Genomic DNA, 21,714 nt, shown 5'->3' with positions numbered 1-21,714 from the left:
TCCTCTTGAAAGTGGCGCTGCCACCCGTGGCTGGACTGCACTTACGAGAGACGGACGACCTCGCCTGTCTCGGCCGACCGGATCATGGCCAGCGTCAGTTCGAGCGAGGCGATCGCCTCCTCTCCCGTGGCGACGGGGGAATTGCCGCCATCGAGCCAGTCGATGACCCCTTCGAGCTCGCGCTTCAGGTCTCCCTCGACCCTGCCGCCGACGATCGGCCAGTGCTGGGTGTCGATCTCTTGGGAGCGTTCGTTGTCGGCGAAGTAGAGGCCGCTATCGCCGCACTGGATCTCGAAGGAGGCCTCGGTCCCGATGAACTCGAGGCGGGCGTCGATCATGTGCCGTGCGCCCGACGGCAGCGACCAAGCACTCTCGAAGTTCACCACCGTGCCGTCGGAGAAGCGGACAATGGCGGCGATCGTGTCCTGTGTCCCGATGGGGCCGAGAAGGCGGTCTGTTTCTTGCGCATAGACGGTGACGGGCTTCTGTCCCTCCAGCATCCAAAGGGCCAGGTCTACGTCGTGCACGGTGACGTGCAGGGCGAGCGGAAGCTTGCCGGCGTAGCGCTTCGGCCCTTCCGTCCGAGCGCTGTTGCGGCGGGCGTAGAGATGGATCGGCGCGCCCGTGCGACCCGTCGCGATCAGTTCCTTGGCGTGGGCATAGCGAGGGTCGAAGCGCAGAAGGTAGCCGATGCCGAGCTTCGTGCCGGCTTTGCGGCAGGCCTCGACGATCTGCCTCGCCTCGTCCAGCGAGGACGCGATGGGCTTCTCGATGAAGAGGTTTACACCTTTCTCGGCCGCGGCGAGTGCGGGTGCGAGATGAAGGTTGTCGGGCGTGCAGATGCTGATCAGGTCGAGCCGCTCGTTAGCGAGAAGTTCGTCATGCGAGGCGTAGACCTTGGCAGTGCCAGGCTTCGCTCCGCCGAGCTTCTCGGCGACACCTGTTGCCAGCGCGGTGTTCGGATCGACGATGGCGGCGAGTTCGCAACCGCGCAGGCGGGCGAAGATCGAGGCGTGCATGGAGCCCATGAAGCCCGCGCCGATGACGGCGATGCGTTTGGTGTCGCTCATTCTGCGGCGTGTCCTTCGAACATCCGGGAAGGGTTGCGCAGTGCCTCGTCGATGAAGCGCCGCGTGATCATGTCTGGCCGGGTGATCGCGCTGCCGACCACGACGAAACGGGCACCGAGCTCGAAGGCGTGGCGCGCTTCCTCGCCCGTCCATATCCGCCCCTCGGCTGCGAAGGGCACGCCCGCGACGGCGAGTTCGCGCATCAGCTCGAAGTCAGGCCCTAAAAGCTTGCGCGAGTGCGGCGTGTAGCCCGACATGGTCGTGCTCACGATGTCCGTCCCCGCCTCCATGGCTGCCACGCCTTCGGCCGCGGTGCTGATGTCGGCCATGGACAGGCGACCGGCGTGCTTTACCGTCTTGCAGAGAGTGGCGACTGTGTCGGGACGGACGCGGTCGGTCGCATCGAATGCGATGATGTCGGCCCCAGCCTCGATGACCGCTTCGACGTCGGCGACGGTTGGCGTGATGTAGACGTCGGTACCGGGTCGATCGACCTTCAGGAGGCCGATCAGCGGAAGATCGGTAGCGGCGCGAACCGCACGGATGTTGGCAACCCCTTGGATGCGCAGTCCCGAAGCACCGCCGATCACGGCGGAACGGGCCAGCGCCTCGATATGCGTCGGTGCGTCGAGCGGTAGGCCGGGCTCGGCCTGGCAGGAGACGACAAGCGTGTTCGAGAGTTTGGAGAGTTGTGTCGGAGTCACAAGAAGCCTTCGTGCGCTTGTGCGGATCGACTCCGCCGATGCTAAACACAGCTAAGGCTAAAAGAATAATTCCGTCAATATTTTTTTCTCAATGAAAATTTCCTTCACCGCATTTGGCGGGCAAGCGCGGCGACACCGACAAGACCTGCATCGGGTCCCGCCTCGGCCCTTACGACGTCGCGCCGGAAGGTCTGCGGAAGTTCCTTGAGGGCATCGAGCACCAGTTCAAGGAAGCCCGGCGCGAGCCCCACACCGCCACCAAGCGCGATGCGTTCGACGTCGCAGACAGCGGACAAGTCGCCGAGCGAGTTGGCGACATGGCGCGCAGCAGTCCGGATGACCGTGTTCGCGATCCCGTTTCCGCCCGCCGCGACGGAGAAGAGTTCCGGTGCACCGATCGCCTCCCCGAGCGCGTCGCTACCCAAGCGCGCCAGCGCCGTTCCGGAAGCCATCGTCTCCAGGCAACCCTGCCGCCCGCAACCACAGCGCCGGCCATTTGGGTCGGCCACGACGTGCCCAAGATGCCCGGCGAGCCCGCGCCGTCCGACAAGAAGCTCACCGTTCACCACGATGCCGGCCCCGATGCCCGTGGAGACGGTCATGAACGCGAAGTTGGAACAACCGCAACCGGCACCGTAGCGATACTCGCCCCAGGCCGCGGCTTGGGCGTCGTTGACGAGGAGCGGAACGGTCCCGATGGCCTCGGCGAGCATGTCCACGAGAGGGAAGCCATTCTCGATCGGTAGCGTGTTCGGGTTGAGCGCCGTGAGGCGACCCTCGTCCACCATTCCCGTCGTGGCGACCGCCACCGGACCGTCTCCGGGCATGCGGCGGAGGGCGTCGGCGATCGCTGCGACGAGATCCATGCCCCGGCCGGTGCGCGGCGTCGCGAACTGGTGTCGGTTCGAGACGCTCGTTCCCTCGACGGTGGCGAGCGCGATCTTGGTACCACCTATGTCGATGGCCCGGACGGGCAGGCTAGAAACTTCGGTCACTGACGACTTCCGCGGTTCTCTCAGCCGTGGCGAGGCGACGGGGGTCTTGGCGACCCATTTCCCCGATCAGGGCATCGACGATGAGCAGTTGGCTGATCTTGGACGGGAAGGCCCCGCCGGTGAGTGGTGTCTCGGGCCAGGACGCCACGAGGGTCAGGTCGCATGCCGCGACCAGCGGGCTCTTCGCCCGGTTGGTGATGCCGATCACGAAGGCGCCGCTCGACCGTGCGACCTCGGCGACGCGTACCGCGTCGATCGTCGATCCCGAACTGGACACGACGACCTGGACTGTATCCCCGGGCGCCGTGCCGGCCGCCATGATGGCGAGCGAGGCGTCGCAGTGTGACCGGCAGACGCGACCGACGCGGGACATTTTGTAGGCCAGATACTGCGCCGTGATCGCGGAGGCGGCGACCCCGAAGCTCTCGACCAGGTTCGCCCGCAGGAGGCGTTCGGCCGCGGTTGCAATGTCGGCCCGCACGATCAACTGCTCGGTCTCACGCAGCGCCACAACCGCCGTTTCGACGAGCCGCTGAATGTCGTCGGTTGGCTCCCCGGCACCTGCTGCCCGGTTGTCGGTCGCCAGTTCCTTGGCGAGCGCGAGCTTGAAGTCCTGGAAGCCGGAGAAACCCTGGTCGCGACAGAAGCGCATGACGCTGGCTTCGGAGGAGTTGGACGTTTCCGCTAGCTCCGTGATGCTTTGATAGAGGGTCGTCTCCGGTTGGGCGAGCACGGCGTCCGCCACGCGTGCGAGGGCGGGCGTCATGTCGCTCGAGAGCGACCTCAGCTTCGCGAGAAGGGCCTGCGACATGTCATGCGTCTCCAGTGGTCGTTGAAGCGACCCTATACGTGCTCCGCGAGCCATGGAGGAGGACCGGCGAAGACGAGATCGGCAAGGCGGACCCCTTCCTCGTCCGTTTTGAGATGCCCTTGCCGGCGAAGGTGCGATGCGGATCGATAGCCGGTGAAGAGCGAGGCAAAGAAAGGCAACGCGATCGTCAGCGATGGGGCGCCGGACAATGATCCGTTCCGGACCCGGGCTTTCCCCCCTGCGATCTCAAGAGCGATCTCGGAACCGTCCCCCGCTTCGTTCGCAATGTGCAGGTTTAGGACCGCTTCACGCACGAGATACCCGCGCGCTTCGAGCGCTGCCTTCGGGTTCAGGATGCGGGCAAGCCAGTCCTCCTGGTGCGCAAGCCGCCACCCCTTGTCGGGCATGGCGGCCACCAGGTCGTCGTGTGGCCCGCCGTGCCATCTCACGAGCGGGTAGACGGAACGAAAGCGTCCGAAGAACGTCAGGAGGGCCGCGGCCTCCCGGCCGGTGCTGGCGTACCAGTCGCGTACCGTCAGCAGACCTGGATCCGAGGCATCGAGGATCACGTAGGCGGAGAGTGGCCCCTCCCCGATGACAAATGCGGATAGGCCGTCGCGCGGCTCCCGGATGATCTCATGCCAGTGCGCCTGCGTTCGATCGAGCAGGCCGGCCTCGATGATCGTCTTGGCATCGTACGCCTCGCGTAATCTCGGATCATCGAGCGCGACGGATGCGAACGCCAGATCGGTCCGCAGCGGCAGTGCCTGTGTTTCCGCCTCGTAGACAATCTCACTTCCCGCCAGCTCGAAGCCGCACTTGCGGTAGACCGGGCGCGCGGAGGCGAAAAGCGTGACCATGGCGGCCCCGCCCTCCTGGGCGAATTCGGCCAAGCCGTTCACCAACGGCCTGGCGAGACCTCCTCCGCGGGCTTCCGGCGCAATGGCGACGTGGGCGATGTTGGCAGCTTGCACCCATCCGCCGCCGAACCGGTGGCGTGTCGGAAGAAGAGCGGCACAAGCCGACACTTCCTTTCCAGAGCGAAGAACAAGGAAACTGTCAGTCCCGACGTGATCGAGATACTCGCGGGTGCGCGCCTCCGTCATGCCGAAGGCCATGCGCATCAGCCATCCGATCCGCTCCGCGTCGGTTGTCATCGCTCGCTCCATCACGGCCTCATGTCGATTATCTTCATCATAGATCTATCGGTAAAAATTTCCTTCATCAAGTGAGTGTTGTGACTGGTCACTTTGACCTTGCGTCGCCGGAAGGCGTAGCACGCGACATGGACATCATCTTCGAAGCCAACATGATCGACGGCATGCTGAGGATGGTCGGCTCGATCCTCATTTACGTGCTGGTGTTCGGCACCCCGGTCTGATGGATCGACTGACAATCGCCGATGTCAGTTCTGGCCAATCCTTGTCCGAAAGCGGACCGGAAGCTTTCCACCGGTCCTGACCCGGACTCTGGCCCAGGCGTCATGAGAGTTCTCAAGCTCTTCTGAGTTGATCCACGAACTCGGCCGGGGTCAAGTTGCCCAGGCTCGTATGCGGACGGTGGTGGTTGTAGTCATTCCGCCAGGCTTCGATCCGAGACCGGGCATCGGCTATGGACAGGAACCAAGAGGCGTTGAGGCATTCGCTGCCCAGGCGGGCATTGAACGCCTCGATGAAGGCGTTGTCCGTCGGCTTTCCAGGCCTCCAGAAGTCCAACTCGACCTTGTTCAGGTAGGCCCACTGGTCGAGCATTCGACCGGCGAACTCCAGGCCGTTGTCCACCCGAATGCTCGTCGGCTTGCCGCGAAGGGCGACCAGCCGGTCGAGTTCCTCGGTGACCTGATACGCCCGAAAGTTCGTCCTCGCACAGGTCGCAAGAGCTTCTCTCGTATGGCAGTCGAGGATCGTCAGGATCCGGAACGGCCGATCGTCGAACAGCCGGTCCGACACGCGCGTCCATCGACCAGACCTTGTTGGCATGCTCCGCTGCAGCCCGCCCCACCCTGTACCGCGATGACCGACGGCGCTTCGGGCTGCGCGTGCGGCTCGACAGCCCTTCCTCGCTGTAGAGCCGATAGACTTGGCTGTGGTTGATCACCCAGCCCTCCCGCTGGAGCAGGACGTGCAGACGTCTGTACCCATAGTGAACCCGGCTCGCGGCCAAGTCCTTCAACCGCATGCGCAGCGCCGGCGCTAAGATCGCGGCGCGACTTGTAGCGATAGGAGGCCCGTCCAAAGCCGCTGGCTTGGCAGGCCCGGCGCTCTGACACGGCGAACGCCGCTTGAAAGTGCCGGACTTGCCTCGCGGCGCCGGACGGGCTTCACCACTTTTTTTGCAGGGCATCCTGCAGCATCGTCTTGTCCAGGCTGAGATCCGCGACCAGCCGCTTCAGCTTCGCGTTTTCCTCTTCGAGCTGCTTCAGGCGCCGGATCTCCGAAACGCCCATCCCGGCATAGACCTTCTTCCAGCGATAGAACGTCGCCTCGGCAACGCCCGTTCTCGCGCCGATCGATCCACTGGACCGATCGGTCTTCGCTCGAACTGCGGCAGATCTCGCCAACCAGCGTGCCGTTCTCCGCTTGGCCGCAGGGCAAAGGCGATCTGCTCGTTCGTGAACCGTTTCTTGGGCATCGGCTCTCTCCTCTCGTCGAGAAAACGTGCCCGAAAATTCTCACACAGTCCGGACCAGTTTCACGGGTCAGGACCACTGGCATGCTTTTCGACTTGCGATAAATGCAACGTTGCTTAACCTTGATGCTTCAGGCGGAATATTTACGGCACGAGGGGCGACTGAGGGTTGGTTCAACCCATCCGGCTCACCGATGGGATGCCTGGGTCGTCAGTGACTTCGCGCCATTCCCCCAGAAGCATTTCAAGAAAATGTCCCGCGGCGGGTGACAAGCGGCTCTGGCGACGGCGCACCACTCCGATCGACCGCGACACGTCCGGCTCCACCAGCGGACGAGTGGTGAGGTAGGGATGATCGTCCTGCGGCGTCGCCAAGCTTGGAAGCACAGAAACCCCGAGACCGGCCTCAACGAGGCCGAGCGAGGTCGACAGATGGGTCACCTCGTAGAACCACTGCAGGCGCAGGTTCGAACGCGCCAGCGCCGCGTCGAGCAGCGTCCGGTTGCCGCTGGTGCGCCCGACGGTGATGAGTCGGTGTCCCTCCAGCTCGGACCACCGGATCGGGCCTCCCGTTGCGGCCAGCGGATGGTCCTTCCGGCACGCCAATACGAACGGATCGTCCATCAGCGGCATGAACTGGAGGTCGGGATCGGACGAGGCCGACAGGTTGATGCCGAACTCGACCTCACCGCGCGCGACGCTCGCAAGTCCGTCCGAGGCGCTGAGATCGAGGATCCGGAAACGGATCTGCGGGTACTGCTCGTTGAACCGCTTGATGACGCGCGGTAGGAAGTAGAAGGCCGCCGTTGGCAGGCAGGCGATCGTCACCACCACCGACTGCCGCTGCCCGAGCTCGCGCACCGAGAAGAGCGAGGTGTCGAACTCGTCGAGCATACGCTTGACGAGGGGCACGAGTTCACGCCCGACCGCGGTCGGCGCCACGCGGCGGGTCGTTCGCTCCAGAAGCGAGGCACCCACCGCCGCCTCCAGCTTCTGGATCCGCCGTGTCAACGCGGGCTGGGAGAGGTTGAGCGCCTCCGCGGCCTTGTGAAACCCCTCCAGCTCGACGACAGCAAGGAAGGCCCTGAGGTCCAGCATTTCACAATTGATGCTCATGTCGCAACAAACCTCTGAATCTTTGCATTTAACGTCTCAGCTTGTCCGGCGTATTCGCATCAATACAGGTCATTGGTGCATCGGACGCAAGAGCCATGTCGATCCAGTCGCATTTCCCGCGCAAGCGCATTCCCACCGTTCTAATGCGGGGTGGAACGTCGCGTGGTCCGTTCATCCTGGAACGCGACCTTCCAGCCGATCCCGCCAACCGCGATCGTGTGCTGATCGAGATGATGGGTTCGCCCGATCCGCTCCAGGTGAACGGCATCGGTGGCGGCGACCCCCTGACCAGCAAGGTCGCGATCATCTCGCCGTCCGAGCGTCCCGATATCGACGTCGAGTACCTCTTCGCCCAGGTCGGCGTGACGCAGGCCGTGGTCGATACCAATCCCAACTGCGGCAACATGCTGTCGGCCGTCGGTCCCTTCGCGATCGAGGCCGGTCTCGTCCAACCCGGAGAGAGCGAGACCACGGTCCGCATCTTCAACCGCAACACGGCCAAGAGCATCCACGCGGTGGTGCAGACGCCGGGCGGCGCCGTGACCTATGACGGCGTCGCCGAGATCGACGGCGTCGCCGGATCGGCGGCTCCCATCAAGCTGACGTTCCTCGACGCGACCGGCTCGAAGACGAGCGGCCTGTTCCCGACGGGCGAGCGGCGCGAGACGATCGATGGCATCGAGGTGAGCCTCGTCGACTACGCCATGCCGATGATGCTGGTGCGCGCCGCCGACTTCGGGCTGGCTGGCAACGAGACGCCGGACGAGCTCGACGCCCGGCGCGACCTCTTCGGACGGCTTGAGATCATGCGCCGCGAGGCCGGGCGGCGAATGGGTCTTGGCGACGTGTCCAACGCCGTCGTGCCCAAGATCGGGATCCTGTCGGAGCCGCGCCGAACGGACGGCACGATCACCTCGCGCTACCTCGTGCCCCACCGCACCCACAAGGCGCACGCCGTCACCGGCGCGCTGTGCGTGGCCGTCGCGGCCCGCACCCCGGGAACCATCGCGTTCGATCTTGCAGCCGCCGACGACGTCGACGGCACGGGAACCGTCCTCGTCGAGCATCCCAGCGGCAAGATCGACATCGAACTCGAGACCGCCGAGGACGGCACCGTGCGCCGGGCGAGCCTCATCCGGACCGCCCGTCGGATCTTCGAGGGCAACGTCATCCTGTCCGACTCCGTCGCGGAGCTTGCGGCAGCTCACTGACCACAACCAGACAACGCATCCTTGGGAGGATTCAAATGCTGAACCGTCGCCTATTCTGTGCCCTGGCGCTTGCCGCCACCTCGCTCCTGTCCGCGCCCGCCGCCTTCGCGCAGTCGGATGACTACCCGAGCCGCCCGGTCAAGCTGATCGTGCCCTATGCCGCTGGCGGCGGCACGGACGCGATCGCCCGTCTCGTAGCCAACGGCGTCGGCGAGAAGCTCGGCCAGTCCATGGTGGTGGAGAACAACGGCTCGGCAGGCGGCAACGTCGCCTCGCAGCAGGCCGCCAACGCCGATCCCGACGGTTACACCGTCCTGATGGCCAACCAGGGCCCGATGGTCGTGAACCCGCACCTGTTCAAGAACATGAAGCTCGACCCGCTCACCGCCTTCGATCCGGTGACGTTGATCGCCGAGTCGCCGCTGGTGCTCGTGGTGTCGAAGAACTCGCCGTACAAGTCCTTCGCCGACCTCGTCGCCTACGGGAAGGCGAACCCGGGCGAACTGACCTACGGCTCGGCCGGCAACGGCTCGGCGAGCCACCTCGCCACCGAGCTCTTCCTGTCGCAGGCCGGCCTCGAAGCGGTACACGTGCCCTACAAGGGCGCGGGACCGGCGCTCAACGACATGCTGGGCGGTCGCGGCGACTTCATGGTCACCACCCTTCCCTCCGTACTCGGCCTCATGAACAGCGGCGACATGGTGCCGCTGGCCGTGACCACGACCGAGCGTGTCGCCTCGCTGAAGGACGTTCCGACCATCGCCGAGAGCGGCTATCCCGACTACGTGTCGGCCGCCTGGTACGGGTTCGCCGTCCCCAAGGGCACGCCGGCCCCGATCATCGAGAAGCTGCGCACGGCTACCGTCGAGGCCCTCGCCGCCCCGACCGTGAAGGAGCGCCTCGAGGCGGAGGGCGCCGTCATCGTCGGCGATACCCCGCAGGAGTTCGGCGACATGATGAAGGCCGAGTCCCAGCGCTGGGCGTCCTTCCTGACCGACGCCGGCATCAGCATCGACTGACCCGTCCGGGCGCCCGACCCGGCCCGGGCCGGGGCAGGCGCATTCCGAGCAGTCGCGGCGGAACCGCCGCCGATCGCCTCCGCAGAAAACGACTGCGGCGCCGTCCAGCCGGGAGGCATGAACGGTGGGGCGCTTCGACAAGATCAGGGAGAGATACGCCCATGAACACCGCAAAGGGTTCGGTGGTGCCGCACGCGCACCCACGCGCGGGCGCCGATCCGCGAAACATCGCCGCCGGCCTCGTGCTCATCGCCCTTGCCGCGCTGGCCTTCTGGCTGACCTCGGACATCTCGCGCGGAACGCTGCGCTCGGTCGGCCCGGCCGTGCTGCCGCAGGCCGTCGCCGTGTTGATCGCCATCTGCGGCGTGGCGCTCGTCGTGGCAGGCGCGACGCGCCGTTCGGATGCCGAACCGGTCGTCTGGACGCTGCGCGGGCCGTTCTTCGTCATGGCTGGCATCGCGCTCTTCGCCCTCACCATCAAGCCGATGCACTTCTCCAGTTTCGACACGGTGGAACTCGGGCTCGTGTTCGCCGGACCGCTCGCCATCGTCGTGGGCGGCTTCGCCTCCCCGCATGCGCGGCTGCGCGACCTCGCCATCCTCGCGCTCAGCCTCACGCCGTTCTGCATGCTGCTCTTCGGCGACATGCTGAACCTGCCGATTCCGATCATGCCGCGCCCGCTTGCCGACGTGCTGTTCTCCGGCTGGTCCTACAAGACCGCGCTTCGCGTGACCTCCGCGGTCTTCTTCGCCGCAGCCGCCCTCATTTTCCTGGCAACCCGCGGCAAGGCGCCTCCGGCGATGGATGTCGCCGGCCATGACGGGACGATCTGAGCCATGATGGACCTCATCTCCAACCTCGGCCTCGGTTTCGCCGTCGCCCTGACCCTCAAGAACATCGGCCTCTGCCTCGTCGGCTGCATCGTCGGCACGCTGGTCGGCATCCTGCCGGGCGTCGGCCCGATCGCCACGATCTCGATGCTCCTGCCGATCACCTTCGGCCTCGACCCGGTCGGCGCGCTGATCATGCTGGCCGGCATCTACTACGGCGCCCAGTACGGCGGCTCGACCACCGCCATCTTGGTCAACATTCCGGGCGAAGCGACGGCCGTCGTCACCACCCTCGACGGCCACCAGATGGCCCGGCAAGGCCGTGCCGGACAGGCGCTCGGCATCGCGGCGATCGGCTCCTTCATCGCGGGCACGGTCGCCACGCTGACGATCGCCGCTCTCGCCAAGCCGCTGACGGGTCTCGCCCTCGTGTTCGGCCCCGCCGAGTACTTCTCCCTGATGGTCATGGGCCTCGTCTTCGCGGTGGTGCTGGCGCATGGCTCGATCCTGAAAGCGATCGCCATGATCCTTGTCGGGATCCTGCTCTCGTGCGTCGGCGTCGACATCGAGACGGGCGAGTCGCGCATGACGCTCGGCCTCGACTTCCTCTACGACGGCATCGATTTCGCTGTTCTGGCCATGGGCGTCTTTGGCATTGCCGAGATCCTGCGCAATCTCGACAATGTCGAAACGCGCGACGTGGTGCGCCAGACGATCGGCCGCCTCCTGCCGGGCCGCGAGGAGTTCAGGCAGTCCGCCGCGCCGATCGCACGCGGCACGCTCATCGGCTCCATCCTCGGCATCCTGCCGGGCAACGGCGCAGTGCTTGCGCCGTTTGCCGCCTATTCGCTGGAGAAGAAGATCGCCAGGGAGCCAGGCCGCTTCGGCAAGGGCGCGATCGAAGGCGTCGCCGGGCCGGAAAGCGCCAACAATGCGGGTGCCCAGACCTCGTTCATCCCGCTCCTGACCCTCGGCATTCCGCCGAACGCGGTGATGGCCCTGATGGTCGGCGCGATGACCATCCACGGCATCGTGCCGGGGCCGCTGGTGATGACCAACACGCCCGATCTCTTCTGGGGCATGATCGCCTCCATGTGGATCGGCAACCTGCTGCTCCTTGTCATCAACCTGCCGATGATCGGCATGTGGGTGCGGCTCCTGAAGGTGCCCTACCAGTTGATGTTCCCGGCGATCCTGATGTTCTGCTGCATCGGCATCTTCTCGATCAACTCCGAGCCCGTGCAGGTGCTGATGATCGCCGTCTTCGGCTTCATCGGCTACCTGATCTCGAAGCTCGGCTTCGAGCCCGCCCCGCTGCTCCTCGGTTTCGTGCTCGGACGTCTCATGGAAGAAAACTTCCGCCGTGCACTTCTGATGTCGCGCGGCGACCTGATGACCTTCGTCGAGAGTCCGATCTCGGCCTCGCTGCTCGTGATCGCCGCTGTTCTCCTTGTCGTCTCGCTCCTGCCGAGCCTGCGCAAGAGCCGCGACGAAGCGTTCCAGGAGTAGCTTGCAGCGCATCCGCCCGGATAGACGACCCGACGCGCCCGCCACTCCGTTCTGCGAAGATCGGTCGTGGCGGGCGCTCTCGCATTGGCGCGACGGCAGCCATCGAGCCAATGCGGTCCCTGAAGCCGTTCCATGTGGGCGACGAGGTCGACCTCTATACCAAGACCCCGGATGTCGACCGCACCTCGATGCACACTACCGTCCAGGCTCGGCATCGAAGTCAGAAGGGAGCGAAGCTCGGACAAGTCACCGAGGTCGACTTTCCCATCGACGCCCGGCGCAAGCTGAGGGCGATCGACCCGGCGAGGGAGGCCAGTGAAGTCTTGGGATTCGACGGCTGCTATTCGCGTTGTTCGTCCAGAAGCGGATAATCAGAAGACTACCCAGTCCCGCCGCAAGGGAACGACGCAACCGGACCGGAAGCGGACCGGCATCTCTCCTCCGAGATCGGCGAGGAAGCTGCCGGGCGATGCCGAATACGAAGGAGACGCTCCTCTATCACGAACCGCGACGTTCCGTGATTTGAAGAGTTTGACCCTCGACACGCTTTCATGGATGGAAGATCCTGCCGGCCGGCCGTTCCATGACCAAGCGCCCGCTCTTCCACGATGCGATCGGTGCAGCGATTTGTCGGACGGCAGCGGATGAGCTTGCGACGTCCAGCAAGGCAAGGTCCGCCGGACCGCCGATCCGAAGACCATAGGCGCGCCCCATCAGCCGCGCCGCATCCGCCGAGACCATCGCAAAGACGGCGTCCATCTCATCGTCGCGGGCGAGTTGCGCGACGTTGGCGTAGAGGTTCGCCATGCGGATCAGCGAGGCATCGCCGAACGGCGTGAACGGGTTGAGGACGTTGTTCGTGGCGATCGTCGCGGTGACGCCGAACTGGCGCAGGAGGTGGGCAGGTGCCACACCGCGCGGCACGAGGCGTCTGGCGTCGCGGCCTGTGAGGAAGAGATCCGTCGCGGGCAGGACGGTCACGGCGATGCCGGTCGCTGCCAGACGCCGCGCCATCGCTTCCACCGCATTCGGCTCCAACGCCGAAAGCTTCGTCGCATGGCCGACCGAAACGCGCCCACCAAAACCGCGTCGCTCCGTTTCCGCGATGATGTGGGGGAGCGCGGACCCTTCGGGATCGAGATCGAAATCAGCATGGAAGTCGACCGGCGTGCCGAAGCGTTCCGCAAGATCGAAAATGCGCCGGACGTGCTCCGCGGGATCCGGATCGGTGTAGGGGCAGCCACCAACGAGATCGGCGCCGGCAGCCAGCGCCTGCGACAGAAGGTTCTCCGTCTCGGGTTCCTGCGTCAGCCCTTCCTGGGCGAAGGCGCAGATCTCGATGTCGACGGCGAAGGCGTAGTCGTGCTTGATGCGCCGGATCGCGGCCAGCGACCGAAGCCCGGCGCGCGGATCGACCTCGACGAACGTGCGCAAGAGCATCGTCCCGTGCAGGATCGCCTGCTCGACCAGACGGGCGGCGCGGGCGTAGACATCCTCCTCGGTGAACGCCGCCTTCGCGCGCGCCGTCTCGCGCACGGCCTCCGCCAGCGTGCCTTCGCAGATCGTGCAGCGGTCGAGGATGTAGGCTTTGTCGAGATGGATATGACAGTCGACGAAACCTGGAAACACCAGCCGTCCCGCCGCGTCTCGCTCGGAAGCGGCAGCACCAAGGTTCGGCGCCATCGCGGCGATCCGACCGTTCCTGACGCCGATATCGACGAGGTCGCCGTCCGTCACGACGCGAGCATTGCGCAGCACGAGATCCATCCGGCTCAAGTCTCCCTGGCCAGACCCAGCGCGCAGCCGTCGCTGCGCGGATCGTGCGCCCCGGTCACGTTGCCTGCGTCGTCCACCGCGATGACGCCGGCCTGCCCCGCCAGAGGACTGAGAACGTCCAATGCGGAAACCTCATGGCCGCGCCGCCGAAGATCTGCGAAGGTCGTCTCGCCGACGGAAGCTTCCAGCTTCAGTGCGTCGCGCGCGTCGGAAAAGGTGCGCCCGAGCAGGAAACGGGGCGCCGTGAGCGCGGCTTTCGGATCGAGGCCGCAATCGATCAGCCGCGCCAGCAGGAGGGCGAGCGTCTGGGGTTGGCCGTCCGCACCCTGCGTTCCGTAGACAAGCGCCGGCGCGCCGGCTCTCAAGGCGATGCCGGGGTTCAGCGTATAGAATGGACGTTTGGCCGGTTGCAGCCGGTTGGGACCGGTGGCACTGCGATCGAAGGCGGCACCGCGGTTCTGCCAGAGGATCCCAGTATCGCCGACGACGACGCCGCTTCCCCAGTCGTAGTAAAGGCTCTGAAGGAGTGCGACCGAGCGCCCTTCGCCGTCCACGACCCCGATGAAGGCGGTGTCGCCGGTGCGAACGACATGCGGCCAGGGGAGCGCCCGTCCCGCATCGATGGCGGCCGCCTTCGCACCGAGACGCTCCGGGTCCAGCATGCGCTCCAGCGGCACGGCGGCAAAGTCCGGATCTGCGATCGCGCCACGGTCGAGAAAGGACTGCTTCACCGCCTCGACGACCAAGTGCAGAAAATCCGCGCTGCGGTCGTCGACACCGGCCAACGACGGCAGCCGGCCGAGGATGCCCATGATCGCGAGCGTCGTCGCGCCCTGCGTGGGAGGCGGGGGCGCCAGAAGTTCGAAGCCACGATACGCCATCCGAAGCGGCGGCGCCTCGCGCGTCCGCGTCGCCGCCAGATCCGTGGCTCGAAGCGGGGAGCCGGCGTCCTCGAGGCCTCGGGCGATGCGCGCACCGAGTTCCCCCTCGTAGAACTCCCGCGCCCCACCGAGAGCCACGGCGCGAAGGGTTGCGGCAATGCCTGGCTGGCGAAACGGGCTCGAAGCTTCGCCGATGGAGAACAACGCGTCGAAGCGTGGCCAGCCGCTTCTTTCGGATGCGCGGAAGTCGATCCAGAACCGCTGCGAGTCGGACATCGGGAAGCCGCCGTCGGCCAGTTCGATCGCATCCGCCACGAGCCCGTCGAGCCCCTCAGACCCGCCCCAAGACCGGCGCGACCAGTCCAGCGCTGCGCCCCAGGAGTCGACGAGGCCGGCGCTTGTCAGCGCCGACAGGGGGCCGCGCGTCGGGATCGGGTCGGCATCGGGGAGCTCTTGCGCAGCCTGACCGATACCGAGGAGGCACACCGAGTGACCCGTACGGTCGGCCAGCATCCAGACGCCGTCGCCGCCGAGCCCGCAGAAATGCGGATAGGCGACAGCGAGCGCCGCGCTCGCCGCGACGGCGGCTTCGATGGCGTTGCCGCCCCTGGCCAGAACTCGCCGGCCGGCTTCGCTGGCCAGTCGATGCGGTGTCGTCACCATCGCCCTGGATGGGCGGGGTGCTGGCACCGGGGCGATGGAAAGGTTCGCGATCATGTAGTCCACCTAGCGCGCGATGGGTCGCTCATGCCGCCTCCTTTCGCGATGTCCGGGACGCGTGCAGTAAACCGGGTTCGATCTTCTACCCGATCGTCGCGGTCCGACCACCCGATATAAGCTGATCGGTGCTGTGCACTCTCGGTGCCATATCGTTTCGAAACGTGCGGGGATGGGCGCCTCGTCGCTTGCACCGAGCGCAGGTTACAGCCCGTTGGCCTGTAAGCCGAGCGTGCCGATGACACCGTGGACGTTCCACCAGCAGGTCTCGGCCGGAAGGTCCGCAGGATCGACCCCGACGTTGCGCGGCTCCCGGTGTGGCTCGGTCGGTCGGCGGGTCAGGGCGACGACTTGGGCGACGCGGGCGTCGGGGGGCGACAAACGACGTGCCTGGCCGCCGACGAGACCCGTTATGCCCGCGAGGAGGTCAGCGTTGTCGAAGCTCGAAGGCGTCGACTTGATCCGTCATGAGTTCGCCTTCGCGAACTCCTCGCGATGATCGCGGACGAAATCCGCGAAGCTGCGCGCTCGATCGCCCGTCAGGCGCTCGATCTCGAAGGTCGGGTCGATGTCGTGATGACCGGCGACGACATCCGCAAACTGCACGACCAGACCCTTGGTCATCCAGCGGGAGTTGCCCGTGAGCCGAAGCAGCGCGCGGAACAGGGGCTTCGGCAGGTTCAGGTAGCGGACCCTGTGCTCCACGACCTCCGATATGTGCCTGGCCGCTCCTTTCATGTCCAAGGTCTCCGGCCCCGTCAGGAAATAGGTCGCCCCTTCATGGCCATCCTGGGAAAGAACCGTCGCGGCGACACGGGCCACGTCACGCGTATCGACCCATGAGACCGAGCCCGTCCCCGTCACCTGCGGCAGAAAGCCCCTGGAGACCGGGTCCTTGAACCATAGGAAGTTCTGCATGAAGGCGGTGGGCTTGAGGAGCGTCCAGCCGATGCCGGCCGAGCGCAGGTGATGATCGATGAGGGCATGCGTTCGTGCCCACGGCACGGGAGAGCGCACGTTGCCGTCGGAGGCCGAGATCTTCACGATCCGGCCCACACCCGCGCGCTTGGCGGCGTCGATGGCCGCCGTTTCCTGTGCGAACTGGTCCGGTGTCGGCGGCGTGACGAGGAACATGACGTCGCAGTCCCGCAACGCGGCCGCGAGCGTATCCGGCCTGTCGAAGTCACCGAGGACGGCATCCATGCCGCCCCGCCTGAGGGTCTCCACCTGTTCGGGCTTGCGGGCCATCGCGCGGAACGGCGTTCCGGACGCCTCGAGCAGGCGACAGACCTCGCCGCCGATACCGCCGGTCGCGCCAGATACCAGGATCATGTCGGTCGGTCCTTCTGGGTTGTGGGTTCAGTGGTCGTCCGGGCCGTCCAGCCGATCCGAAATGACGCGCACCATCGCCTGGATGGTCGCTGTCGCTTCGCGGATGCGCGCCGCGCCGATCTCATCGACGATGGCCTGGTCGAGCGATGCAACCGCTCGCTCAGCCCCGAGGAGCGCGTCGGCTCCCGCGGGGGTCAGGATGGCAAGCTTCGCCCGGCGATGGTGCGGGTTCGGTCTGAACGCGACCAAACCCCGCTCGGCGAGGAGGTCGACGATGCGTTGGACCGCCTGCCGCGTCAGTCCCATGTTGCGCGCGATCGAGGCGACGGCGAGCGGAACGGGCGAGTAGCGAAGGGCCGCCAGAACCTGCCACCAGGCACTGGTGAGCCCCAGGTGAGCGACGAGATCGTTACCCGCACTCACCAGACGACCATTGGCCTCGAAGATCGCCAGCGCGAGTTCGCGCACGTCCGGATCGAGGTCGCCCATTCGCAGCAGACTTCCAAATTGACAATACGTTGTCAAGAATGCGGTCGTTGCGCGATGGTTCCAATGTGTGCAGACGCGCCGGGCAGGTTTCCCGACTGCGACGGGCCGGCGCAAGACTGAACTCGGCCGGTTAGGTTCGCCTGCGAGATCGCGGCGCGTGCGCTGCGTGGAGTGTCATTGAGGTCCGCACGGGTGCCGCAGGGCTCGAGCCGACACAGCTTCGGATCCGACGGTTCGCAGAGCCCGAAGGCACGTCGACCGCGCCCGCGCGGACCAGTCTTTGTCGGCAGGGGTTTGGACGGTGCAAAAGCGTAACCACGTCGTGTCGGGCGGATTGGGGCGCCGAGCCGCCCGACACGCACCGAAGCGACCGTTCACCGGATCGCGGCGACGGTGCCATCGCTTCCACGGGCCGACAACTCGCTGAGCAGAAGCGAGGCGATTCCCGCCAGGACGATGCCTCCCGCAAGAACCAGCACCGTGCCGTCGTAGAGGGCGCCGAGCCCCATCGCGAACAGCGTCGCGACCAGGCTCGATCCCGACGCGATCAGCGAGGCGCCCAGCCCTGCCAACTCGCCCAGCGCGCGCATCGCCATGGCGTTGAGGTTGCCGAACAGGACGCCGATCGCGAAGAAGGCCGCGAAGCCGGACCCGAGAAACAATGCGAGCGGCGGTCGGCCATCGAAACCGATCGAGGCGGCGAGCATCATCAGCCCGGCAAGCGTCAGGCCGAGAAAGCCGCCGCGCGCCATGGCGTCCATCCCGAAACGCCCGACGAGGCGGCCGTTGAGGTACGAGGCGAGTCCGATCCCGCCTGCCAGGAGGGCGAAGTAGACCGGAAAGGTCTCGCTGATGCCGTAGACGTCGGCGAAGAGGTCGGCGGCGATACTGAGATACAGAAGCTGCGCACCGAACACGAAGCCGGTCGCCACGATCAGAAGCGCGACACGCCGGTTGGCGAGAATGCGGGCGCCGTTGCGAACGAGGGTGCGGGGGCGCAGCGAAATGCGTCGTTCGGGCGGCAGCGTTTCGGGTTGGCGCAGCACGAGCCAGGCTCCCAACCCGAGGGCCAGCATGAAATAGAGCGCGAACATGCCTCGCCATCCGGCAAGCGCGATCACGCCCTGACCAAGGGCAGGCGCGACCATGGGGACGAGAATGAAGAGCGAGAACAGGAAGGACATGACACGCGCCATGGCCTCGCCCTCGAACTGATCCCGGATCATGGCGCGGGTCGCGATCTTCGGACCCGCCACGCCGATGCCTTGCAGGATGCGCCCGAGGATCACGCCTTCCAGCGAGGACGCGAACAGGGCAACCAGCGTCCCGACCGCGTAGACGCCAAGCCCGGCCACCAGAGCCCGCTTGCGACCGATCGCATCCGAGATGGGTCCGAGGAGCAGTTCGCCGAACACCATGCCGAAGATGAACAGCGTGACGACCTGTTGCGTGGACAAAGGTGGCGCCGCGCCAAGCTCGCCAGCAATATCGCGAAGCCCCGGCAGAAGCGCATCGATACTGATGGCGGTCAGCGCCGTGAGCGAGGCGTAAAGGACGATCCGCTCATGCGGGACGATGGGTGACATGCAGCCATGATCCTCGGCTGGAAGAGCTGTTTACCGTCTACCGTCCCGGCTCCGGATCGGAAAGCTGCGAGGGAGGTGTCTGCTTCTGGCTCGTGTCGACCCCGGCGGACAGGATCCGGACGGGTCGATAGCGGATGGACTGCCGAGGCGCGGGCGCCGCGACCTGCGATGGAGGCCACATTCTCTTCCGCTGCAAACCGCACTGTTCGCCGGGTCGGTCAGCGCACGCGCATGCCGGTGAAGAGTAAATCCACCAGATGGTCGACCCGCGGTGCCGGTGTGCTGTCCCGCTCGACCGCGATGGAGATGGCGCTCACGACGCAGATGACGTCGTCGAAGCTGGCATCCTCGCGCACGACCCCGGCCTCCTTGGCGCGTCCGAGAAGCCGATGCCCTTCCTCGGTGATCGCGTTGCAGCCGGGCGTCCCGTGCTGGATGACGGTCCCGAGCGAAGCGGCAAGGCTCTGGTAGACGCTCGTGTTCAGCGCGAGTTCTGCGAGGAAACGACGGAGCGCGTCTTCGGGCTCGTGATCCGCATCCCGCGCGCGACTCGCTTGCGCGACCGCCGTGAAGCGTTCGTTGCTGGTGGCGGCGAGAAGCGCCTCCCGCGTCGGGAACCGGCGGTAGAGCGTGCCGGCCCCGACCTTGGCTCGCTTGGCCACCTCGTCCAGCGACACGCTCGCCCCCCGTTCCAGGAAAAGCTCCTCCGCCGCGACGAGGATACGTTGGCGGTTCCGTTCCGCATCGGCGCGCAGCCCACCTTCGCTCATGCTTCCTTCCCCGGCTTGCAAAGTGGAGAGTGTCTCCATATCCTATGTGGAGACATTCTCCACTTGCTCGGATGATATGATGGCAAAGCGGTTCGAAGACAAGGTCGTGGTGGTCACCGGCGGAAGCGACGGGATCGGGTTGGCGTCCGCGCAGCGCTTCGCGCAGGAAGGCGCCCGCGTCTACATCACCGGACGGCGGCAGGACCTGCTCGACGAGGCGGTCGTCCGGATTGGTCACGGCGCGGTCGGCGTGCGGGGCGACGTCACGAGCCTTGCCGACCTTGCGTCGCTCTACGAGCGCGTCGGGCGTGACCACGGCAGGGTCGACGTCGTCTTCGCCAATGCCGGGATGCACCAACCCGTCCCGCTCGAGGCGATCGAGGAAACGCACTTCGACGCGACCTTCGGCCTCAACGTGAAGGGCCTGCTCTTCACGGTGCAGAAGGCGCTGCCGCTGATGGAACAAGGGGGCTCCATCGTCCTCAACGGCTCGATCGCGGGATCGAAGGCCTATCCCGGACAGTCGCTCTACAACGCCAGCAAGGCCGCGGTCCGCTCCTTCGCGCGAAGCTGGACCATTGATCTCAAGGACCGCGGCATCCGCGTGAACGTCGTCTCTCCCGGCGCGACCGAGACCCGCTTGCTGCGCAGCTTCCTCGACTCAGCGCCGGGGATCCAGGACGAAGTGGTGCGTGGGGTTCCGCTCGGACGCCTGGGTCACCTCGAGGAGGTCGCGGCTGCCGTGCTGTACCTCGCGTCGAGCGAGAGCAGCTTCGTCGCGGGCCACGAGCTCTTCGTCGACGGCGGGGTCGCGGCGGTCTGATCGGGCGCCGGACTGCACGCTGAATGACATGAGATGCCGGTTGGTCGGCAATGCAGGCTCTCGACGGGAAGGCGGCCGAAGGCGGACGGATAGGACAGCACCGATGCCGTCCTATCCGTCCGCGCGACAACGATGCGGAAGAGCGGACAAGCCGAAGGCCGCAAGCCCGATCACCCCGCCCAGCAACACTGCCTCCGTGGCCGCACGACCGGTCCGGTGCACGACGGCCGGGCAGCCGCTTCGACACACGGATGCCCGGAAGCATTCGCCGCTCACCCAAAAGCTGGAAGCCGACAATTCGAGTGTGCCGCCGATCGCAAGCCGCCTCGCCGCGACGCTGATCGCATTTGGAAAGCCGAGGGCCGTGCGGCCCGCCGAGACCGCCATGCCCTCCGCCCGCTCCCTTCAGGCGGCCAGCGCGAGGTCAGGATCAAACACCAGCGAACGGTGCGCGGCTGTGCCGGCCATCAAACCGGCCGCTGCGGCAAGGGTGGCGTTCGGCATGGGACTGGCGAGGTCGCCGGCGGCGAAGACGCCCGGGACCGTCGTTGCCTGCATGGCATCGACCTCGAGGTAGGGTCCCGTTGGCCCGTCCCTTGTCGCGCAGCCGAGCCGATTGGCGAGATCGCTGGACGGACGCGTCAGGGGGGCGACGAACAGGCCCGCGACCGGGATCGTCCGACCGTCGGCAAGCTGCACCGCCTCGAGCACCGGGGAAGGACCGAGGAGCGCTGTGACAGGCGTCCTCTCGACCCTAACGCCTCGGGCGTCGAGCGCCCGCTGCTGATCTCCAATCGGCACGAACGCCCCTTGCGTGAACAGCGTCGTCGGTCCCCAGTCCGGAAGCAGCATCGCCGGATGGAAGGCCATCTCGTTGCGCGCCAGGACCCCAACAGGCTGCCGGTCGAGTTCGTAGCCGTGGCAGTATGGGCAGTGCAGGACGCTCGTACCCCAGCGCTCGGCAAGGCCGGGCAGGTCCGGCAGGGTGTCGCGGACGCCGTAGGTAAGGATGAGCCGGCGCGCGGTGATTTCGCTCCCGGCGGCCAGCGAGACCGCGAACCCGTCGCCCTCTCGACGCGCCTCGACGGCGCCTTCGCTGGCGAAGGCCACCGTCGGATAGGCTGCAAGTTCGGCGCGGAGGGCCGCGCCGATCTCGGCGGGGCCCCGTCCGTCCTGCCCCGGGAAGCCGTGCGAGGTCGCGGCGAAGCGGTTGCGCGGCGCGTTCGTGTCGAGGACGAGCACGGTGCGTCGCGCCCTTGCCAGTTGCATGGCGGCCGACAGCCCCGCGAAGCTGCCTCCGATGACGACGACGTCATGGTCCATGGGACGATCCTTTCGATCCGTTACGACACTCGACGAGTTACATGACGGACAGCCTCGACGCAAGACATGACACTTTGCATGTTGCGTGATCTCGGCTACAACGTCCGCGCAGACAGGAAGGGTT

Annotated in this window: 19 protein-coding genes and 1 pseudogene; 5 read left to right on the top strand and 15 right to left on the bottom strand. The window is 66.3% G+C overall.

The window, feature by feature from the left end; genetic code table 11:
• Positions 1-41 precede the first annotated feature (41 nt).
• The 7 genes and pseudogenes from BM175_RS17860 to BM175_RS17830 form a co-directional block, all read right to left on the bottom strand.
• Positions 42-1,070 (bottom strand): Gfo/Idh/MocA family protein, encoded by a 1,029-nt coding sequence (locus tag BM175_RS17860; RefSeq protein ID WP_090965460.1) that lies wholly within the window; start codon positions 1,068-1,070, stop codon positions 42-44.
• Positions 1,067-1,774, bottom strand: coding sequence for an N-acetylmannosamine-6-phosphate 2-epimerase (locus BM175_RS17855; protein ID WP_090965458.1), 708 nt, complete (start codon positions 1,772-1,774; stop codon positions 1,067-1,069). Before BM175_RS17855 ends, BM175_RS17860 begins: the two co-directional genes overlap by 4 nt.
• A gap of 104 nt (positions 1,775-1,878) precedes the next feature.
• Complete coding sequence (locus BM175_RS17850; RefSeq protein ID WP_090965456.1) at positions 1,879-2,769, bottom strand: N-acetylmannosamine kinase; 891 nt, start codon at positions 2,767-2,769, stop codon at positions 1,879-1,881.
• On the bottom strand, positions 2,753-3,580 hold the full coding sequence (locus tag BM175_RS17845; protein ID WP_090965454.1) for a MurR/RpiR family transcriptional regulator: 828 nt from the start codon (positions 3,578-3,580) through the stop codon (positions 2,753-2,755). The genes BM175_RS17850 and BM175_RS17845 overlap by 17 nt, the downstream gene beginning before the upstream one ends.
• Before the next feature lie 32 nt (positions 3,581-3,612).
• Positions 3,613-4,737: a GNAT family N-acetyltransferase gene (locus tag BM175_RS17840; RefSeq protein WP_244546060.1), complete on the bottom strand. Its 1,125-nt coding sequence runs from the start codon at positions 4,735-4,737 to the stop codon at positions 3,613-3,615.
• A gap of 336 nt (positions 4,738-5,073) precedes the next feature.
• Positions 5,074-6,211 (bottom strand): annotated as a pseudogene (locus tag BM175_RS17835) (IS3 family transposase).
• 171 nt (positions 6,212-6,382) lie between these two features.
• Complete coding sequence (locus tag BM175_RS17830) at positions 6,383-7,324, bottom strand: LysR family transcriptional regulator (RefSeq protein ID WP_090965450.1); 942 nt, start codon at positions 7,322-7,324, stop codon at positions 6,383-6,385.
• A gap of 95 nt (positions 7,325-7,419) precedes the next feature.
• Here BM175_RS17830 and BM175_RS17825 point away from each other — a divergent pair, with 95 nt between their 5' ends.
• The 4 genes from BM175_RS17825 to BM175_RS17810 all read left to right on the top strand — a co-directional run bounded on the left by BM175_RS17825 (position 7,420) and on the right by BM175_RS17810 (position 11,893).
• Entirely contained in the window at positions 7,420-8,535 is a 1,116-nt protein-coding gene (locus BM175_RS17825; protein ID WP_090965448.1) for a 4-oxalomesaconate tautomerase, read from the top strand.
• A 35-nt stretch (positions 8,536-8,570) separates the two neighbouring features.
• Positions 8,571-9,554, top strand: a complete 984-nt coding sequence (locus tag BM175_RS17820) for a Bug family tripartite tricarboxylate transporter substrate binding protein (protein ID WP_090965446.1) — start codon at positions 8,571-8,573, stop codon at positions 9,552-9,554.
• 161 nt (positions 9,555-9,715) lie between these two features.
• Entirely contained in the window at positions 9,716-10,387 is a 672-nt protein-coding gene (locus BM175_RS17815; protein WP_090965444.1) for a tripartite tricarboxylate transporter TctB family protein, read from the top strand.
• 3 nt (positions 10,388-10,390) lie between these two features.
• Positions 10,391-11,893 (top strand): tripartite tricarboxylate transporter permease, encoded by a 1,503-nt coding sequence (locus tag BM175_RS17810; protein ID WP_090965442.1) that lies wholly within the window; start codon positions 10,391-10,393, stop codon positions 11,891-11,893.
• A gap of 549 nt (positions 11,894-12,442) precedes the next feature.
• On the opposite strand, the gene BM175_RS17800 is transcribed toward BM175_RS17810, so the two are convergent.
• From BM175_RS17800 to BM175_RS17775, 7 genes are all read right to left on the bottom strand, one after another.
• Positions 12,443-13,660, bottom strand: a complete 1,218-nt coding sequence (locus tag BM175_RS17800; protein ID WP_090965438.1) for an amidohydrolase family protein — start codon at positions 13,658-13,660, stop codon at positions 12,443-12,445.
• 5 nt (positions 13,661-13,665) lie between these two features.
• Positions 13,666-15,213, bottom strand: coding sequence for a gamma-glutamyltransferase family protein (locus tag BM175_RS17795; protein WP_090965436.1), 1,548 nt, complete (start codon positions 15,211-15,213; stop codon positions 13,666-13,668).
• Positions 15,214-15,471: 258 nt separating this feature from the next.
• Positions 15,472-15,648, bottom strand: a complete 177-nt coding sequence (locus BM175_RS22800; RefSeq protein WP_175526901.1) for a hypothetical protein — start codon at positions 15,646-15,648, stop codon at positions 15,472-15,474.
• Between the two features lie 84 nt (positions 15,649-15,732).
• Complete coding sequence (locus tag BM175_RS17790; RefSeq protein WP_090965434.1) at positions 15,733-16,599, bottom strand: SDR family oxidoreductase; 867 nt, start codon at positions 16,597-16,599, stop codon at positions 15,733-15,735.
• Positions 16,600-16,626: 27 nt separating this feature from the next.
• Positions 16,627-17,067 carry a MarR family winged helix-turn-helix transcriptional regulator gene (locus tag BM175_RS17785; RefSeq protein WP_342029298.1) on the bottom strand — a complete coding sequence of 147 codons (441 nt, stop codon included), beginning with the start codon at positions 17,065-17,067 and terminating at the stop codon, positions 16,627-16,629.
• A gap of 395 nt (positions 17,068-17,462) precedes the next feature.
• Positions 17,463-18,674, bottom strand: a complete 1,212-nt coding sequence (locus BM175_RS17780; protein ID WP_090965430.1) for a multidrug effflux MFS transporter — start codon at positions 18,672-18,674, stop codon at positions 17,463-17,465.
• A 218-nt stretch (positions 18,675-18,892) separates the two neighbouring features.
• Positions 18,893-19,444, bottom strand: a complete 552-nt coding sequence (locus tag BM175_RS17775; RefSeq protein WP_090965428.1) for a TetR/AcrR family transcriptional regulator — start codon at positions 19,442-19,444, stop codon at positions 18,893-18,895.
• A 79-nt stretch (positions 19,445-19,523) separates the two neighbouring features.
• On the opposite strand from BM175_RS17775, the gene BM175_RS17770 reads away from it, so the two are divergent.
• Positions 19,524-20,267, top strand: coding sequence for an SDR family NAD(P)-dependent oxidoreductase (locus tag BM175_RS17770; RefSeq protein ID WP_090965426.1), 744 nt, complete (start codon positions 19,524-19,526; stop codon positions 20,265-20,267).
• Between the two features lie 405 nt (positions 20,268-20,672).
• Here BM175_RS17770 and BM175_RS17765 read toward each other — a convergent pair whose 3' ends face one another.
• Positions 20,673-21,590 carry an NAD(P)/FAD-dependent oxidoreductase gene (locus tag BM175_RS17765; RefSeq protein ID WP_090965424.1) on the bottom strand — a complete coding sequence of 306 codons (918 nt, stop codon included), beginning with the start codon at positions 21,588-21,590 and terminating at the stop codon, positions 20,673-20,675.
• Positions 21,591-21,714 lie beyond the last annotated feature (124 nt).

The organism is Aureimonas phyllosphaerae, from assembly GCF_900113065.1.
GTDB lineage: Bacteria > Pseudomonadota > Alphaproteobacteria > Rhizobiales > Rhizobiaceae > Aureimonas > Aureimonas phyllosphaerae.
Note: the sequence above shows the minus strand (reverse complement) of the source record. Positions and strands in the feature narration are given on the sequence as shown.